Source organism: Duganella sp. sic0402, from assembly GCF_019219065.1.
Classification (GTDB): Bacteria; Pseudomonadota; Gammaproteobacteria; order Burkholderiales; family Burkholderiaceae_D; genus Rugamonas.
Genome location: NZ_JAHUWK010000006.1, coordinates 305703 through 323738, shown reverse-complemented (window position 1 = coordinate 323738; position 18036 = coordinate 305703). Strand labels below are relative to the sequence as shown.

Annotated in this window: 15 protein-coding genes; 5 read left to right on the top strand and 10 right to left on the bottom strand. The window is 62.9% G+C overall.

Annotated features, from left to right (window positions below):
• The first annotated feature begins 1 nt into the window (after window position 1).
• Both rffA and KW842_RS17095 read left to right on the top strand, forming a co-directional pair.
• Window positions 2-1129 carry a dTDP-4-amino-4,6-dideoxygalactose transaminase gene (rffA, locus tag KW842_RS17100; protein WP_218305302.1) on the top strand — a complete coding sequence of 376 codons (1128 nt, stop codon included), beginning with the start codon at window positions 2-4 and terminating at the stop codon, window positions 1127-1129.
• Entirely contained in the window at window positions 1126-2583 is a 1458-nt protein-coding gene (locus KW842_RS17095; protein ID WP_373925195.1) for a UbiA family prenyltransferase, read from the top strand. Before rffA ends, KW842_RS17095 begins: the two co-directional genes overlap by 4 nt.
• 7 nt (window positions 2584-2590) lie before the next feature.
• Here KW842_RS17095 and KW842_RS17090 read toward each other — a convergent pair whose 3' ends face one another.
• From KW842_RS17090 to KW842_RS17075, 4 genes are read right to left on the bottom strand one after another with little or no spacing between them, the layout of a single operon-like run.
• Window positions 2591-4090 carry a hypothetical protein gene (locus tag KW842_RS17090; RefSeq protein WP_218305301.1) on the bottom strand — a complete coding sequence of 500 codons (1500 nt, stop codon included), beginning with the start codon at window positions 4088-4090 and terminating at the stop codon, window positions 2591-2593.
• Window positions 4087-4824, bottom strand: coding sequence for an SDR family oxidoreductase (locus KW842_RS17085; RefSeq protein WP_218305300.1), 738 nt, complete (start codon window positions 4822-4824; stop codon window positions 4087-4089). The genes KW842_RS17090 and KW842_RS17085 overlap by 4 nt, the downstream gene beginning before the upstream one ends.
• Before the next feature lies 1 nt (window position 4825).
• Window positions 4826-6079, bottom strand: a complete 1254-nt coding sequence (locus tag KW842_RS17080) for an FAD-binding oxidoreductase (protein ID WP_229223745.1) — start codon at window positions 6077-6079, stop codon at window positions 4826-4828.
• A 59-nt stretch (window positions 6080-6138) separates the two neighbouring features.
• Window positions 6139-7608 carry a DEAD/DEAH box helicase gene (locus KW842_RS17075; protein WP_218305298.1) on the bottom strand — a complete coding sequence of 490 codons (1470 nt, stop codon included), beginning with the start codon at window positions 7606-7608 and terminating at the stop codon, window positions 6139-6141.
• Between the two features lie 190 nt (window positions 7609-7798).
• Here KW842_RS17075 and KW842_RS17070 point away from each other — a divergent pair, with 190 nt between their 5' ends.
• Complete coding sequence (locus KW842_RS17070; RefSeq protein ID WP_218305297.1) at window positions 7799-7948, top strand: oxidoreductase-like domain-containing protein; 150 nt, start codon at window positions 7799-7801, stop codon at window positions 7946-7948.
• Between the two features lie 10 nt (window positions 7949-7958).
• Here the strand turns inward: KW842_RS17070 and KW842_RS17065 are convergent, their stop codons facing one another.
• Together KW842_RS17065 and KW842_RS17060 are read right to left on the bottom strand one after the other, a co-directional pair.
• Window positions 7959-9653 carry a methyl-accepting chemotaxis protein gene (locus KW842_RS17065; RefSeq protein ID WP_218305296.1) on the bottom strand — a complete coding sequence of 565 codons (1695 nt, stop codon included), beginning with the start codon at window positions 9651-9653 and terminating at the stop codon, window positions 7959-7961.
• Between the two features lie 113 nt (window positions 9654-9766).
• On the bottom strand, window positions 9767-12007 hold the full coding sequence (locus KW842_RS17060) for a TonB-dependent receptor (protein WP_218305295.1): 2241 nt from the start codon (window positions 12005-12007) through the stop codon (window positions 9767-9769).
• A gap of 211 nt (window positions 12008-12218) precedes the next feature.
• Here KW842_RS17060 and KW842_RS17055 point away from each other — a divergent pair, with 211 nt between their 5' ends.
• The gene (locus KW842_RS17055; protein WP_218305294.1) at window positions 12219-12542 is read left to right on the top strand and encodes a hypothetical protein; all 324 of its coding nucleotides are present in this window, start codon (window positions 12219-12221) and stop codon (window positions 12540-12542) included.
• Here the strand turns inward: KW842_RS17055 and KW842_RS17050 are convergent.
• Window positions 12535-14538, bottom strand: coding sequence for a bifunctional diguanylate cyclase/phosphodiesterase (locus KW842_RS17050; RefSeq protein WP_229223744.1), 2004 nt, complete (start codon window positions 14536-14538; stop codon window positions 12535-12537). The two genes, KW842_RS17055 and KW842_RS17050, sit on opposite strands and share 8 nt — an antisense overlap.
• A 410-nt stretch (window positions 14539-14948) precedes the next feature.
• Window positions 14949-15554 carry a LysE/ArgO family amino acid transporter gene (locus KW842_RS17045; protein WP_218305293.1) on the bottom strand — a complete coding sequence of 202 codons (606 nt, stop codon included), beginning with the start codon at window positions 15552-15554 and terminating at the stop codon, window positions 14949-14951.
• An 87-nt stretch (window positions 15555-15641) separates the two neighbouring features.
• Here KW842_RS17045 and KW842_RS17040 point away from each other — a divergent pair, with 87 nt between their 5' ends.
• Entirely contained in the window at window positions 15642-16526 is an 885-nt protein-coding gene (locus KW842_RS17040; RefSeq protein WP_218305292.1) for a LysR family transcriptional regulator ArgP, read from the top strand.
• Here KW842_RS17040 and KW842_RS17035 read toward each other — a convergent pair.
• The gene (locus KW842_RS17035) at window positions 16523-17584 is read right to left on the bottom strand and encodes a histone methylation protein DOT1-like protein (RefSeq protein WP_218305291.1); all 1062 of its coding nucleotides are present in this window, start codon (window positions 17582-17584) and stop codon (window positions 16523-16525) included. The genes KW842_RS17040 and KW842_RS17035 overlap by 4 nt on opposite strands.
• A gap of 43 nt (window positions 17585-17627) precedes the next feature.
• Window positions 17628-17993, bottom strand: coding sequence for a DUF5710 domain-containing protein (locus tag KW842_RS17030; RefSeq protein ID WP_218305290.1), 366 nt, complete (start codon window positions 17991-17993; stop codon window positions 17628-17630).
• Window positions 17994-18036 lie beyond the last annotated feature (43 nt).

The following is an 18036-nucleotide window of genomic DNA, read 5'->3' as shown; positions in this document are numbered from 1 at the left end:
CATGAATCCGATCCCCTTCAACAAACCCTTCATGACCGGCCGCGAGCTGTGGTACATCGCCCAGGCGCACACCAATGGCCACCTGTCCGGCGACGGCCAGTTCACCAAAAAATGCCACGCCTGGCTGGAGCAAAGCACCGGCGCCAAACGCGCGCTGCTGACCCACTCATGCACCGCCGCGCTGGAAATGGCGGCGCTGCTGGCCGAGCTGGAACCGGGCGACGAAGTCATCATGCCGTCCTATACCTTCGTCTCGACCGCCAACGCGTTTGTGATGCGCGGCGCGGTGCCGGTGTTTGTCGACATCCGCCCTGACACGCTCAACCTCGATGAAAGCAAGATCGAGGCGGCGATCACCCCGCGCACCAAGGTGATCCTGCCGGTGCACTATGCCGGCGTGGCCTGCGAGATGGACACCATCATGGAGATCGCCGAGCGCCATGGCCTGATCGTCATCGAAGACGCGGCGCAAGGCATCATGTCGACCTACAAGGGCCGGCCGCTGGGCAGCATCGGCCACCTGGGCGCCTACTCCTTCCACGAAACCAAGAACATCATCGCCGGCGAAGGCGGCGCGCTGCTGGTCAACGATCCCAAGCTGGCCGAACGCGCCGAAATCATCCGCGAAAAAGGCACCAACCGCAGCCAGTTCTTCCGTGGCCAGGTGGACAAATACACCTGGGTCGACATCGGCTCGTCCTACCTGCCGGGCGAAGTGATCGCCGCCTTCCTGTGGGCGCAGATGGAGGAAGCGGATTACATCACCGCACGCCGCCTGGCGCTGTGGGACCACTACCACGCGACGCTGGCGCCGCTGGAGGCCGAGGGCCGCTTGCGCCGCCCGGTCGTGCCGGACGGCTGCCAGCACAACGCCCACATGTATTACATCCTGCTCGACTCGCTGGAGCAGCGCACCCAGGTACTGGCCAGGATGAAGCAGCAAGGCGTCAACTGCGTCTTCCACTACGTGCCGCTGCACAGCGCGCCATACGGCATCCAGCACAGCCGCCACCACGGCGCCATGGACAATACCGACCATCTGTCCGATCGCCTGCTGCGCCTGCCGCTGTGGGTAGGCCTGGAGGAGCAGCAGGAGCGCGTGCTGCGCGCCTTGCGCGAAGCTCTGTGAAGCACGGCGCGCCGTTCCCGGACGCGCCTGGCGTGCCGCTGGTTATCGACCTGGACGGCACGCTGCTGCGCTCGGATCTGCTGCTGGAATCAGCGCTGGCGCATGCCCGCACCCGCCCGCTGCACTTGCTGGCGCCGCTGGCCTGGCTGGCGGGCGGCAAGGCCAGGCTCAAGCAACGCCTGGCCGAAGCGGTCGAGATCGACGTCACCACCCTGCCCTACGACCCGCGCGTGCTGGCCTTGATCGCGCGCGAGCGCGCCGCCGGCCGCCGCATCGTGCTCGCCACCGCCAGTCACAGATTGTATGCGGAGCGGGTTGCCGCCCACTTGCAGGTGTTCGACGAAGTGCTGGCCACCGAAGGCGAACTCAACCTCTCAGCCGCGCGCAAGCGCGACAGCCTGGTGCAACGCTACGGCGCCCAGGGCTACGACTACGCCGGCAATGCCGGCGACGACCTGGTGGTATGGCGCGCGGCGCGCCGCGCGTATGTGGTGAACGCCGGCTCGGGTGTGCGGCGGCGCGCGGCCGCGCACGGCAATGTGGCCGAAGTGCTGGCGCCGGCGTCGCCGCTGCAGCAGCTGCACAGCGCGCTACGCGCCATGCGCATGCACCAGTGGGCCAAAAACCTGCTGATCTTCCTGCCACTGCTGGCAGCGCATGTGGCCGATCAGCCTGCGCGCATGGCGGCCGGCGCGCTGGCCTTCATCTGCTTCAGCCTGTGCGCCTCCAGCGTCTACTTGCTGAACGACTTGCTCGACCTGGCGGATGACCGCCATCACCAGAGCAAGCGTCAACGGCCATTCGCCGCCGGCCAGCTGCCGCTGCTGACCGGCATGGCGCTGACACCCTTGCTGCTGGCGGCCGCCTTCGGGCTGGCGCTGGCGCTGCTGCCCTGGCGATTCAGCGCGGTGCTGCTGGCCTACTACGCGCTAACGCTGGGCTATTCGCTGCACCTGAAACGGCTGATGGCGGTGGACGCGGTAACACTGGCGGCGCTGTACACGCTGCGCCTGATTGCCGGCGCCGCCGCCTTCGGCGTGCCGCTGACCTTCTGGCTGCTGGCGTTTTCGATGTTTATGTTCCTCAGCCTGGCGCTGGTCAAGCGTTATGCCGAGCTGCGCGAGGCGCGCCACCGCGGCGACACCGCGCAGGCGCGCGGACGCGGCTACTTCCCCGGCGATCTGGAAATGATCGCTTCGCTGGGCGCCGCTTCCGGCTACCTGGCGGTACTGGTGCTGGCGCTGTACACGCAGGACCGCGCCACCGTAGCGCTGTATCGCCAGCCGCAGCTGATCTGGCTGGCCTGCCCGCTGCTGCTGTTCTGGACGACCCGCACCTGGATGCTGACCCACCGGGGCGCCATGCACGACGACCCGGTCGTGTTCGCCCTGAAGGACCGCACCAGCCTGGTGGTGGGTGGGCTGTTTGCGCTGATCTTCTGGGCCGCGACCTGATCCTGGCTTAATGCAGGCCGTGCTGCAGGCCGCCGTCCGGCCACGCCAGCACCTCGAAATTGCCGCAATCGGCGCGGGCTGCAGGCACGCCGTTCAGACGTATCAGCGCTGCCGCGTCGAGCACATCGACCTCATGGCTGATGAGCGCGAAATCGTAGGACTGGCTGAACACCGCCTCACTGGTAATCCAGCGCATGCCATTCAGCTGACTGGTGTACGACGCTATCACCGGCTGTGTGCGGCTCAGCATGCCGTAGCGCTTGGCGTCCCAGTAGTTGGCGATGCCGCGCCGCAGCTTGTGCTGTGCCAGCATGGCGTCCATGCACGCCACTTGCGGTGGATAGTAAGCCTGCCGCACCTGATCGAGGTCGCGCAACTGCGGCAGCAGCATCTTCAGCGTCAGCCCGGCAGTCAGCGCCATCAGCAAGACCGGCAGGTGACGCTGCCAGCGTTGCGGCAGGCAGCTGTACAGCAGCAGCGGACCAAGCAGCAGCGGCAGCACAAAGGCGGGGATGAAATAGCGCACCGTGAAATCATTGGTGGACACCAGTACCACCGCCACGCCGGCCGCCCCGGACAGCCAGCTGAACACCGCCAGTTGCGCCGCCAGCGGCTGACGGATGCGCCAGCCGCGCCCGGCTAGGGTGCCCGGCAGCAGCAGGCTGACCGCCAGGTAGTAGGCTATCAGCAGTGTCAGGCACAGCGGTGCACGCTGCCAGGTTTGCGCCAGCATGCCGCCAAGTTGCGCCAGGTTGCTGTCGATCCCCGCCAGCGACAGGCCCCACGGTAGCTTGTGCGCATGCGCCACCAGCTTGTACAACTGCATGCCGATGAGCGAGCCGATCAGGATAGCGGCCGCCTGGCGCTTCCACGGCAAGCCCTGGCGCCACTGCAGCAATCCCAGCGTGGCCAGCGCCGGCAGTGCGTATTGCAGCACGTACAGCCGGTCAGACAGCGCCGCCAGCGCCGCTACCACGCCCAGCAGCCAGCATGCCTGGCCGTGCTGCAGCCGCAGCGACAGCAGCAGCAGCAAGAAGGCGCCGCAATGGAAGGCGCTCAGATAGAAGTAGCTGTACGGCGTGACGGTCTGCATCGCCCAGTAGAACACCAGCACCGTGGCGAACGCCGCCGCCAGCGGCGCGGCGCGGCTATCGAGCACGGCGCGCGCCAGCCACCACGCCAGGCCGAACAGCAACCCGCCCTGCAGCACGAAGAACAGCGGCAGCGCATGGAAGAAATCGCCAGCCAGCCAGTGCGCCAGGAAGAATAGCGGCCAATCGGGCAAAAACGACGGCGCCGGCGTCAGATACCACTGCGACAGGCGGCCATTGTGCTGCACCAGGTCGCGATACAGCGCCGGCAGATAATCGCTGTCCGAATGGAACAGCAGCGCCAGGTCTATCTTCAGTTGCAGATACCAGAGCACCGCTGCCAGCAGGCTCAGGCCGACGCACAAGAGCGCCAGCACCGGCACACCGTAGCGCGCGCGCGCGATGGCCGGCATCACAGGCTGAGCTTCTTGAAAATGCTTTCCGGGACGGCGCGGATGATGGCCATGATGCCCCACCAGAAAAATGGCGTGTAGAGCACATTGCGCTGGCTGTCGATGGCTTGGACGATGGCGCTTCCCACCTGCTCCGGCGTGGCCCACAGCGGGCCTTTGGGGAAGGCAGCCGTCATCGGCGTATCCACAAAGCCGGGCTTGATGGTCAGCACCTGCACGCCGGACTTGCTCAGGCGGTTGCGCAGCCCCTGCAGGAACACCGCCAGCATGCCTTTGGCGCTACCGTAAATATAGTTGGACTGGCGGCCACGGTCGCCGGCCACCGAGCCGATCACCGCGATGGCGCCGCGGCGCTGCGCGGCAAAGCGGTTGGCGATATCGGTCAGCAGTGAAATCACGCTCAGCGCATTGGTGCTGATTTCCTTCAGCGCCAGCGTGGCGTCGGCTTCACAGGCTTTCTGGTCAGGCAAGGTGCCGTGCGCAATCAGCACGATGTCCAGGCCGCCAAGCGTGGACACGGCGCGCTCGACAGCCATCGCATGCTGGTCAAAGTCGTTGGCGTCGAACGGCGCGCCAGCGGTGCTGGCCGCACCGCGTATCTTCAGGTCAGCCAGCAGCGCATCCAGCCGCTCGGCGTTACGCGCCAGCAGGTAGAGCGCATCGCCGCGCTGTGCGTAGCAGCGCGCGGCGGCTTCGGCGATTGCCGAAGTGGCGCCAATAATGAGGATTTTTTGCATGTCAAAGTCCCAGTCGGTTTGATTGGCAGGAAGCGAACGCGCCGAGGGCGCCATAGTCGCGCCGCACCTGCTGGAAAGCGGCGAATTGCGGATAAGCGCGCTGAAAAGTGGCTGCGCTCATGCGTGCATCCTTGGCCAGGTAATGACGGCCGCCGGCCGCCAGCACCATGGCGTCAAGTTCGTCGAGCAGTGCCAGCAAGCCCGGCTCCAGCTTGAAGTCCAGCGCCAGCGTATAACCTTCCAGCGGGAAGGAAAGATAGTTATCGTTGGCCGGGCCGAAGGTTTTCAGCACGGCCAGGAAAGAGCCGCGTCCCGAGGCGGCGATCCGCGTCAGGATGGCGTGCAGCGCCTGCGTGCCGGCTGCGCGCGGAATAACAAACTGGTACTGCACAAAGCCAGCCTTGCCGTACAGGCGGTTCCACTGCAGCAGGCCGTCCAGCGGATAAAAGTAAGGCTCGTAGTGGACTTGCGCCCGCGCTGTGCGCGGCTGATGGTAGTACAGGGTATTGAAGGCGCCGATGGTATGGCGGTTGAGCAGTTGCGCCGGCAGGTCGACCGGCAGCGTGCGGCTGCGTTTCGGCCGTGGCGCCAGTCCGCCCTGCTGCGCGTGTTCACCCAGCATCAGCAACGAGCGGCCGAGGCGCGCGCCACCCGTGACGCAATCGATCCAGGCGACCGAATAGCGCGCGCTGCCATGCTGTTCGAACAGGTCCAGCACTTCGGCCAGCGAGCCTGCGCGCAGCGTGGTCTGGTCGATATAGGCGCTGGGCACGCGGCGCAGGCGCAGGGTGACGGTCAGCAAGATACCGGTCAGGCCCATGCCGCCGCAGGTGGCGCGGAACAGCTCCGGATGGGTGTCGCGCGTGCAATGCAGCCGGCGGCCATCTGCCAGCAGCAGCTCGAACGACAGCACATGGGCGCTGAAACAGCCGTCGACATGATGATTTTTGCCATGCACATCGCTGGCAACCGCACCGCCCACAGTGACAAATTTGGTACCTGGGGTGACAGGCAGGAACCAGCCCTGCGGCAACAGCACTTCCAGCAGATCGGCCAGCGTAGCGCCGGCTTCGCAGCACAAGATGCCGGTAGCGGGATCAAACCCGCGCAGCAGGTGGCGGCGCGTTTGCGCCATCACCAGCGGCGCCAGCGCGCTGTCGCCATAGCTGCGCCCCAGTCCGCGCGCAATCAGCGCCTGGCCTTGATGCGCTGCCAGCAGGCCGGCAGCCTCGCCGGAGGTGGCGGGTGCCAGCATGCTGGCCTCCACCACAGGATAACGCCCCCAACTGTGTAAGCGCATCGGCTGGGGTCGGCTTACTGTTTGGGCGCACCGCCCAGCAGGAAGGCCAGCTTGGGCTTGGCCTTGGTGATCGCCGCGCCGCCGACAGCGGCAGCGGCCGGCGCCGGCGCGGCCTTGGCCGGCTCGTACGGCTTGAGGAACCATGGATCGACCTTCTCGCGGCGCGGCGGACCGCCGCCGCCGAGGCTGCGCGGTGGACGCTCGGCCGAGCGCGGGGCGCGGGCGGCGTCTTCGCTGCGGCGTGGGCGGCGTTCGCCGCGCTCGTCGGCAAAGCTCGGCGCCGGGTCGAAGCCCTGCGGCTCGGCGCGCTTGATGGTTTGCTTGATCAGTTTTTCGATGTCGGCCAGCAGGCGCTCATCCTTGTCCGAGTAGATCGAGATGGCGTCGCCCGAGGCGCCGGCGCGGCCGGTGCGGCCGATGCGGTGCACATAGTCTTCGGCGTTGTACGGCAGGTCGTAATTGATCACGCACGGCAGGTCGGAGATGTCGAGGCCGCGCGCGGCCACGTCGGTCGCCACCAGGATGTCGATCTCGCCCTTCTTGAACGCTTCCAGCGCGGCCATGCGTTCCTGCTGGGTCTTGTCGCCGTGGATGGCGGAGGCCTTCATGCCCTCGCGCTCCAGCTCGCGCGCCAGGCGTGACGCGCCCAGCTTGGTGTTGGAGAAGATGATCACCTGCTTCAGCTCACGCTGGCGCAGCAGGTGCGCGGTCAGCGCATGCTTCTGGTTCTCGGCGATCTTGTACACCACCTGGGTGACCTTGTCGGCGGTCTTGTTGGCGCGCGCCACTTCGATGGTGATCGGGTCGGTCAGGAAGGTGTTGGCCAGCTTCTTGATTTCCGGCGAGAAGGTGGCCGAGAACATCAGGTTCTGGCGCTTCTTCGGCAGCAGGTTGATGATGCGTTGCAGGTCGGGCAGGAAGCCCATGTCCAGCATGCGGTCGGCCTCGTCCATGACCAGCATCTGCACCTGGTTCAGCGCGATATTCTTTTGCTCCACGTGGTCCAGCAGACGGCCTGGGGTGGCGATGACGATTTCCACGCCGCCCTTCAGGATCACCGTCTGCGGCTTCATGTCCATGCCGCCGAACACCACCGTCGAACGCAGCGGCGTGTGCTTGGCGTAGGCCTTGACGTTGTCGGCCACCTGCACCGCCAGTTCGCGGGTCGGGGTCAGGATCAGCGCCCGCACCGGATGGCGCGCCGGCGAAGTGCTGGCGCTGGCGTGGGCCAGCAGCATCTGGATGATCGGCAGCGAGAAGCTGGCGGTCTTGCCGGTGCCGGTCTGCGCCGCGCCCATCACGTCGCGCCCTTGCAGCAGCACAGGGATGGCCTGGGCCTGGATCGGCGTCGGGTGCTCGTAGCCCTGGTCGTTCAGCGCGCGCAGGATGTCTGGCGACAGGCCGAAATCGGCGAAACGGACTTGGACGGGCGCCTCGGCAGCCTGTTCTGGGACGGAAGGGGTGGTGATTTCGGTATCGGACATAATGTGGACGGATGGTGAAGCGCCGTAAACTATACCCTAATTTCTGGCAACTGCGCTAAAAAACGGCAGCTTTAATAGCAAAACCTTGCATCAATGGCATGCATGATAATTATTTTGATCACACACCAGTTGCATGGCCGCCCAAGAAAAGGGCCGCACATGGCGCAGCTCGCCTGAGGTAAGATAAGCTATGGACGATCCGCAACCCCAACCACCGGCCCCACCCGATCCCCGCGACTGCTGCCACAGCGGCTGCACCTACTGCGTGGACGACCTCTACCAGGAAGAACTGGAACGCTACCGCGTAGCCCTCAAAGCCTGGCAAGCCCGCCAACCCTAAATCCGCGACGCTAGAAGGCTTCCCACTCGTCGCCGCCGACGGTTTCCCTGACCGGCTTGCTGGTGGCGACGCGCGCAGCAGGGGCGTGGGCGCTGGCGACCACGGCTGCCGGCACCGGCGGCTTGCGCGGCGCGGCTGGACGAGGCGACGCGCTGACGCCTAGCAGCTTGAAAACGCTGACCACTTCGCTCAATCGCGCCGCTTGTTCTTGCATCGATTCGGCGGCGGCGGCAGCTTCTTCTACCAGCGCGGCATTTTGCTGCGTCACCTGGTCCATCTGCACAATCGCCGTGTTGACTTGTTCGATGCCGGAGCTCTGCTCCGCGCTGGCCGAGGTGATTTCGCTCATGATGTCGGTCACCCGGGTGATGCTGGTGACGATTTCATTCATCGTTTCGCCCGCCTGATTGACCAGCGCCGAGCCGGTCTCGACCTTTTCCACCGAATCGCTGATCAGCAGCTTGATGTCCTTGGCCGCCGCCGCCGAGCGGTGCGCCAGGTTGCGCACTTCGCCCGCCACCACCGCGAAGCCGCGCCCCTGCTCGCCAGCGCGCGCCGCTTCCACTGCCGCATTCAGCGCGAGAATATTGGTTTGAAAGGCGATCCCGTCGATCACCGAAATAATGTCGACAATTTTACGCGACGATTCATTGATCGAGGCCATCGTGCCCACCACCTGGCCAACCACATCACCGCCTTTCAAGGCGATGCCCGAAGCCGACTGCGCCAGCTGGTTGGCCTGGCGCGCATTATCGGCATTTTGCTTCACCGTGCTGGTCAGCTCTTCCATCGACGAGGCCGTCTCTTCCAGCGAGCTGGCCTGCTGCTCGGTGCGCGATGACAGGTCCTGGTTGCCGCTGGCGATTTCCGATGACGCAGTGGCGATGGTATCCGTGCCATGCCGCACCTGGCTGACCAGGTTTTGCAGATTGCCGGTCATGTCTTTCAGCGCCTGCATCAGCTGGCCGGTTTCGCAAGCGCTCTTGACGTCGATGCTGCGGGTCAGGTCGCCATCGGCCACATCACGCGCCAGCGATACCGCTTCCTGCAAAGGCGTGGCCACCATCCGCGCCACCCACAGCGCCAGCACCATGCCGATGCCGATATTCACCACCAGCAGGATAATCGAGGTGGTCCGCGCATTTTTGTACACTGCCGACGCCAGCTCGCTGGCCTCATCGCCGCCATCGACGTTGAGCTTGACCAGCTTGTTGACGTTCTCGGTAATCACCTGCAGCGCGGCGGCCGAGGTGGTGGAAGATAGCTTGCGGCCGTCGGCCTTGTTGCCGCTGCGCGACAGGGCGATCATTTTGTCATGATCGATCATGAAAGCCGCCAGGCCCTTGTCGAACTCGGTGGCGATGGCTTTTTCTTCCGGGCTGGAAATCAGTTTTTCGTAAACATCGCGGTGTTTTTTGAGGGTGGCCAGCGCATCGTCCATGCGCTTTTCGTAGTCGGCCATGGCGGCCGGCTCGTCGTTGAGCAGGTGCGCCAGCTCCCAGCGGCGCAGCTCGCCGACGTCGGTGCGCAAGTCCATCACCGCGCGCACGCTGGGCATCCAGTTGTCCGCCAGGTCGGTCGATGCCTGATTGACGCGATCCATCGACAGCATATTGCTGACACCCAGCAACAGGGTTAATGCCAATACCGCACCGAATGAAACAATCAGTTTGGTGGCTATCTTCAGATCGTAAAACCATTTCATGGCCCATCTCCTCATGGCTGCTGCTGGCTATCCAGTATGCAACTATGTGAAGCGCCATGCCAGCGCCACGCTGCGCTTGTGTTGTCCAAGCAACAGCGTGGCGCGGCGGACGCTTACAGCTTGCCGTTCAGGGTGAAGAACACCTGGCGTGGCGCGCCGGTCAGCAGCGTGCCCATGAGGCCCTTCGGATCGCTGGCGGCGAAGCCGTTGGTGCCGATGGTGCTGATGTACTGCTTGTCAAACAGATTGGTGACGTTGATTTGCAGCGACAGTTCCTTCGCCCAAGCCAAGGATTTCAGCTTGTAGCCGGCCGACAGATTGGCCACCCAGAAGGCATCCACCGCGTTGTCGTTCAGGTAGGTGTAGTAGCGCTTGCCGGTGTACTTGCCGCCGAGGCGGGCGAAGAACGGGCCGCCGTCATACGATACTTCGGTGTTGAACGATTGCTTAGGCGAGTTGACCACGGTCTTGCCGCTGACCGCAACCAGGGTGGCGCCATCCATATAGTTCGACTTGTACTTGGAGTCGTTATAGGTGACCGAGTTGAACCAGCTGAATTCGCGGTTCAGCTTCCACACGGCGATCGCTTCCGCGCCCTTGGTGTCAACCTTGCCGACGTTGACGAAGGTCGATGGGCAGCCGAGGATGCCGGCGCAGGTGGCCACGCTCAGTTGACGGTCGTCGAAGCGCGCGTTGTACACCGCCAGCGAGCCCTGGACGCTGGCGCGCTTGAAGCGGTAGCCCAGGTCGATATTGGTCGAGGTTTCCGGCTTCAGGCTGGCGATGCCGGCGTTGTACGCCTCTTGCGTTTGCGAGAACGGACCGCCGACGCCAGGCTGGTGGGCGCGCATGTTTTTCGACGCCGAACCGAACACCTCGTCATCCTGGGTGATGGCATAGTTGAAGCCGGCCTGCGGCAGGAATTTCTTCTCGGCGCTCAGCTGGCCGGCGGCGCGGGTGCCAACCAGGTTGCGGGCGGTGATATCCACGTCCAGCGATTTGAAGCCGGCGTTGATCTTCAGCTTGCCGTCCATCAGCGCCAGCGTGTCTTGCAGGTAGTACTGCGAGGTGGTGGTGATGAAGTTCTGCTTCCAGTCCACGCGGAACGGGTTGCGCAGGTAGTACATGGTGTCGCCAGGGCCGGTTGCGCCATAGTAGGCGCGGGTGCCGGTGTGATTGCTGCGCTCGCCCCACAGGCCGGCGCTGATGGTGTGGCTGCCGAGTTCCCAGCTCAGGTCGCTGGTGACGCCGTCACGGCCGATGTTGTACTCGGTGGTGCGGATCGAGATCGGGTTGTTGGCGTCGGTGGCCGCGTACGGCGTGTACCAGTGGCCCTGGCCTTCGTTGTCGTGGTGGTAGATGGTGGTCTTCAGATCCACGCCGCTGGCCAGGTTCAGGTCCAGCGTCAGGCCGCCGAGGGTGTCCTTGCGCAGGCCGCCGGCCGAGTAGTAGGCGTCGTCCATGCTGGTGACGCCACCGCTGTAGACACCCTTGGCAGCATTGATCGCGCGCTGCCAGTCGGACTGGTAGTTATCCCAGTTATAGCCGAGGCGGCCAATCATTTCCTTCGACAAATCCTGATAGTCGATTTCCTTGCGGTCGGAATAGTTGATGAAGCCGGTCAGGCTGTTGTTCTCGCCGAAGTTGAACACGAAACGCGCGTTCCATTGATCCTGGTCCTGGCTGCCTTCGCCTTTCCATTTGTCGGTGCGCTGGCGGGTGCCGCTGATGAAGGCCTTGAACACGCCGTTGATCAGGCCGGTATCGACGCGGGCGAAAGTGCGCGCGGTCGAATCGCTGCCGAAGGTTTGCGCGAAGGTCAGGCCGCGCTCATCGGTCGGCGCCAGCGTGAAGAACTGCACCGTGCCTCCCAGGTTGCTCGACGACGCAGTGCCCAGCGAACCGGCGCCCTGCGACACCGACACGCTGCCGATGTTTTCCGACGAGATGGCGCGGCTGATGTGCAGGCCGTTGTTGTTGGCGTAGCTCATGTCGCCCAGCGGCACGCCGTCCAGCGTGTAGCCCAGCTGGCTTTGGTTGAAGCCGCGGATGCTGAAGCTGGTCGACCATTCGTAGGCGCCGAAAGGATCGGCCGACTGGAAGTTCACGCCTGGCAGTTTATCCAGCACTTTCAGCGGGCTGGTGCCCGGCAGCGCTTCGGCCAGGTCGGCCTTGTTGATGTTTTGTACCTGGCGCGACTGGCCGCGGCCGGTGATTTCCACCGTCTGCACCGGACCGGCCATGGCCGCTACGGAGGCGTCTTCGGCGGCGTCGTTCTCGGCGGCGTATGCTTGGCAAGCCAGGGCTTGCAGCACCAGCAAGCACAAAGGTTTCAGAGGGAAGCGCTGTGGCATGGTCGTTATTCTTTCTTGCTAGGTTGGTGGAAAATCAACTGGCAAGATTGTAGGAAGCCGATATGACGATGCGATGACGCGGCCGTGACATCTTGATGACACAGCAACAGACCTCAGCAAGCGTACGCGCGCGCAGTTCGGCGGCAACACGCTGTGGACGCTGGCGATGTTCGCCACGCTGGGGTAAGCTGGGGCTTTCTCCGGAGGTGCGATGTCGCGACCGATTGCGCTGCTGCTTGCCGCCGTGCTGGCCTTGCCCCCCTTCGCCTTCGCCATCGAGCGGCCCTTCCCCGCCAATATCCTGCGCGGCAAATTCACGCCCGGCTATTTCCCGGACATCACGCTGGACGGCAAGCCGCGCCAGCTATCGCCGGCAGCGCGCATCTTCAATCAGGACAATATGCTCGAAATGCCGGCTGCTCTGCGCGGCAAGGATATCGTGGTCAATTACACGGTCGATGGCATGGGCAATATCGATCGCATCTGGATACTCACCGCCGAAGAAGCGGCGCAGAAAGTGCCGACCGCTAAATAGGATAGGCCGCCTGTGCGGCACTGGCGCGCTGGTCGGCAAAGCGCAGCAGCTCGTCCGGCGGAATCGGCCGCGAGATGTGATAGCCCTGGAGATAGTGGCAGCCCATTTTTTCCAGAATCGCCGCCTGCCCTTCCGTCTCCACGCCTTCCGCCACCAGTTGCAGCCCGAGGCTGTGGCCCATGGCGATGATGGCGTGCACCAGGCTGTTGCTGCGCTCGCTGTGCTCGATATCCATGACGAAGGCGCGGTCGATCTTCAGCGTGTTGAGGTGGAACTGGGTCAGGTAGCTGAGCGAGGAATAGCCGGTGCCGAAGTCATCCAGCGAAATGCCGACACCCAGCGCGCGCAGCTGGGCCAGCACGGTTTGCACGTTGACGGCGTCCTCGATCAGCACCCGCTCGGTCAGTTCCAGCTCCAGCTGGTGCGGCGACAGGCCGTTGTGGATCAGCGCCTGCGACACCAGTGTGACGAATTGCGGATCGGCCAGCTGCCAGGCTGAGACGTTGATGCTGATGGTCACATCGTCCAGCACGCTCTTTTTCCACGCGCCCATCTGGCGGCAAGCCTGCTCCAGTACCCAGGTGCCCAGCTCGATAATCATGCCGCTGTCCTCGGCCACCGGGATGAAGCGGTCCGGCGACACCGGCCCCAGCAGCGAGCTATTCCAGCGCAACAAGGCTTCGACCTTGGTCAGCTTGCCGGAATGGGCGTTGGTGATGGCTTGGTAGACCAGGTAGAACTCATGGGCTTCGATGGCGCCGCGCAGCGCACCGTCGATCACCAGCCCGTCCTTGGCCAGCGCGTTCATGGTGTCGTGGAACATGCGCTGCTCGCCTCGGCCGACTTTCTTGGCCTCGTACATGGCGATGTCGGCGTTGCGTATCAGCGTGTCGCTGTCGTGGCCGTGCTGCGGATAGCAGGCAATGCCGACGCTGGCGGTGACGCTCAGTGCGTGATAGGACACCTCGAAGCCCTTGGCCATGGCGGCGATGATTTCGTTGGCGCAGCCAGCCGCCATCCACTCGGCGCTAGCAGGCGCCAGGTCGGGGATGATGATGATGAACTCGTCGCCGCCGAAGCGGGCCAGCACGTCGTCCGGGCGCAGCAGGTTGTGCAGGCGGTTGGCGGCGGTGCGCAGCAGTTCGTCGCCGGCGGTGTGGCCGAAGGAATCGTTGACGCGCTTGAACTTGTCCAGGTCGATGAACAGCACCGCGCATTCGCGTCCCTTGCTGGCGGCCTTGGCGATTTCCTGGGTCAGCCTGACGGACAGCGCGTGGCGGTTGCTGAAGCCGGTCACCGGATCGATGCGGGCCGCCTGGTACAGCAAATCGTCCTTTTTCTTGCGTTCGCTGATGTCCAGCAGCTGTACCAGGCAGTACAGCCGGCCGCGCTCGATGTAGGGCGAGCCCAGCAGCTCAACCGGCAGACGGTTGCCATTTCGCAAATTTAAGATGGCCGTATCGGAGATCGGGTACTGCACGCCCTCGGCTTCAAAGCGCTCAAAATACTGGTCGGACATTTGGCGGGTCAGGCCGGGCAGCAGGTCGGAACTGTGCAGGCCGATTAACTCCTGGGCATTATTAAATCCCAGCAATTTTGCGCAGCGTTCATTGGCGACGTGGATATAGCCGCGCCGGTCGCGTATCAGGAAGCCGTGGCTGAGGCTGTCGATGGTGCGAACATAGCGCTGCTGGATTTCATCCTGCACCGCGTAAATCAATCCCAGCATCGACAGCACTTTGAGGATGCTGGTGCCGACGAACCAGACGCCATACATTTCCGGACTCAGGCTGGCGGCGCTGAGCAGATTAAACCCGCCGCGCAGAATTAATGTCAGCCCCAATAAGCGGTAGCGATTATGTACGCTGACTAAACGCGAGCCGACCCAGAACATCACCACGCCTAAAGCAGTTGCACTTCCCGGCACCAGCCATTGCTGATTGGTTCGCCACAATAAATAGAATACACCACTGATGGCCAGAATACCTGGCAACATCCGGCGCATATGCTGCTTGCGGAATTTACCGATAAAAAACTGCGTGCCGGACCAATATCCCGCCATGCCAACGGTTAAAAACAAGGCGCATAAATATAATTGCCATTGCAATGGCACGACGCCTGTGCCTTTAAACCATAACACGCCGCCGGCCATTACCGACAACTGTCCCACGCCCCAGAATAGCGCATGCTTTTCCTTGCGCTGCATAAGCCAAAGGAAAATCAGTAAAGCACTCAATATGGTGTCGGCGGTAAATTCCACCAACATGGCCGTGAGGAAGCTCGGATCTGCGTTCATTGACATCGGCGCCCTGAGGACGCAACTCAAAGTGACTAGCGCATTGTATGCCTAACTCGCTAAATCATGCCAGTAGTTAGCATGTAAGCGCCATTTTTGAGCTTGCTTCCTTAGAGAAACAACGATATGGCGAGGCTCCACATGACGATGGCGATCATTCCGTCCAGAATACGCCACGCAGTGGGCTTGGCAAATACCGGCCGCAAATAGCGCGCGCCGAGGCCCAAGGCGCTAAACCATAAGGCGGATGCCAACATTGCGCCCAAAGCAAAATACAGTTTCCCGTTACCCGGCTGCTGGCCACCGATAGACCCCAATAACACCACCGTATCCAAATAAACATGGGGATTTAAAAGACTGAACGCCAGCATCGCGGCAATTACTGTTTTTCTGTCCTGTGCAGTATTATTATCATCGGCAAGCATGGCTGAAGGATGGATTGCAGCGCGTGCAGCGCGTAGTCCATACCAGAATAAAAATAAGGCGCCGGCGATTTTTATCCAGAATAAAAGTACCGCTGCCTCGGTAATCAGCTTGCCCATGCCGGCCACGCCTGCGGCGATCAGCGTCACGTCGCAAATAATACAAATGGCGATACAGGTCAGCACAAATTCACGTTTTAAGGCCTGGCGTAGTAAATAAGCGTTTTGTGAACCGATGGCAACTATCAGGCTGCCGCCGAGGCCGATTCCTTTTAAAAAAGCGCTGGCTTCCATTATTTTTCTCCGTGCAAAAGACGCCAGCTTACTGTTCGGACGAACATAAGTATAATTAATATTATTTGCCAAATATTAGGTGAGCTAATGAGTCGAGTAGACTACCGGGGCTTGGCCGCATTGGACGCGGTGATCGATTACGGCAGCTTCGACAAGGCTGCCGCCGCGCTGTCGATCACCCAGTCGGCGGTGTCGCAGCGCATCCGCATGCTGGAAAACAGCGCCGGCGAACTGCTGATCGTGCGCAGCCAGCCGCCCTCGCCGACCGAGGCCGGCCAGCGCCTGATCGCCCATTATCGCCAGGTGCGGCTGCTGGAATCGGCGCTGGACCGGCGTCCCGGCGAGAGCGACTCCTTGCCCGAAATTGCCATCGCCGTGAACGCCGACAGCGCCGCCACCTGGCTGCAGGAAGCCGTCACCCCGCTGATGAGCGCCGGCAACTGCATGCTGAACATCCGGCTGGACGACCAGGACCACACGCTGACCATGTTGCGCGAGGGCCGCGTGTTCGGCTGCGTGACCAGCGAAACCGCCCAGGTGCCAGGCACCACTGTCACACCGCTGGGCATAATGCGCTATCTCTGTGTGACCAGCCCGGCCTTTGCCGCCCGCTGGTTTGCCAACGGCATGACGGCTCAAGCCGTGCAGCGCGCACCGGCGCTGCATTTCGACCGCAAGGACATGCTGCAAACCCGCTTCATCGCGCAGCGCACCGGCTACACCGGCCGCTACCCACACCATGCGCTGTCCAGTTCGGAGGGTTTTGTGCGTTTTCTAGAGGCGGGACTGGGCTATGGCATGCTGCCCTTGCAACAATGCGCCCAGCAGCTAGAGGATGGCAGACTGGTCGATCTTGCTCCAGGCGGCTGGCTGGATGTGCCGCTGATGTGGCATATGTGGGATATCCAGACCCCGTTTACGCGTGCATTGTCGGATAACGTGATCACTACTGCACGCAAATGGCTCATTTAACCGCCTAATTCCTCCCTGGCGCGCGCTTCCCAGGCATCCGTGTCCGGCTGGTGCAGATAACGGTCTTCCAGCACCGTCTGCGTCGTCGGCGGGCCTATGCGCTGATAAATCATCATACTGGTCCACGATAGCGTACCCGGCGCATGCGTCTCCAATAGACGGAAGGACGGATGCTTGATCGGATAGGTGGTGGTGCTCACCAGCGCGCCTTCCGGCAACTCGCGCGCCAGCTTGTTGCTGAGCGCGTTCATCAGCGGACCGAAACAGGTGCTGTAGACAAACACCAGGCTGGCGCCGCGCACATCCACCTTGAACATATCGTTTTCGATGAAGGCGATGCGCGCGCCCAGCTCCAGCAGATGCCGGCCGTTTGCCACCACGCCGGATGGTAGCGTCAGCGGCGTGTCCACCCTCAGCGGCTCGGGCAAGGCTTCCAAACCCTGCCGGGTCAGCGTCAGCAGCCGCACCAGGCGGTCCTGCGCCAGCCGGTGCCGGTAGGTCATCAGCTCGACGCCAACACAGCGCGAAAACGGCAAGGTCAGCGCGGCCGTCATCACCACCTTGCCCAGTCCGCTTCCCAGGTCAACCATGATGCCGCCCGTCGGCAGATAAGGTTTGATCGCGTCGAAGTAGTTTTCCAGCTCGAAGCGCTGCATTTCGCCGTAGATGAGGCCACTTTCCTGAATCAGCCATTGATGGAGTTCAGCGTCGGAAATCGCTTCCAGCGGGCGGAAGCCAGGCAGCGGCGCCAGCTTGGGCAGCATGCCCATCGGCAGAATGCTGGCGGGCAGCGTGCCGACCAGCACGCTCACGTGCGGACGCAGTCGGTGCAGCAAATACGCGTGACGCGACGGTTTTTCCAGGCAGGTGCGCAGCGCGTAGCCAATTTCCAGGAACGGCAGAAAGGGCGAATCCGGCGTCAGCTCCAGCGTCGGACGCGGATGGTTTTCGCCGCCCTGTATGCTCTGGAACAAGGCTTCAAAAATATCGGCCGGCTGGCGGTAGCGCTGGACCGGAACGACAGGACGGTTTTCGGTGCGGAAGGTCGTGCTATTCATCGGGATGAGGATTGCATCTCCCGCTAATTTTGTAAATAGAACATCACGCCGGACGCAGCGGCTTTAGCATCTTTGCAACATCATCATAATGGCCCTGCCAGCCGGAACTGGCCAGCTTGGGCGCGCACACCGGGCAGGCGATGAAGGGATCGCAGTCATGTTGCAGCTCGATATAGTAGCGGCCGATGACCGGCTTGCCAGCGTAAGAGTCGGTCATCACCGGGCGCGACTTCAGCGAAGGCTTGGCGACGGCCGGAACGAAATCGGCGCCGCCCGGCGGCAGCCAGCGCTTGAAGGCTTCCACCGGTTTGCCTTCAGGCACATACCAGGATTTTCGATCATTATTCCAGCGCGCACCCAGCGCCTTGGCTTCATCTTTTTCCGCGAACGGGACTTTTAAAAACATCATGGGAATTACTCCGCAACAGCAAGAGTGACATTTTACAGGCCGG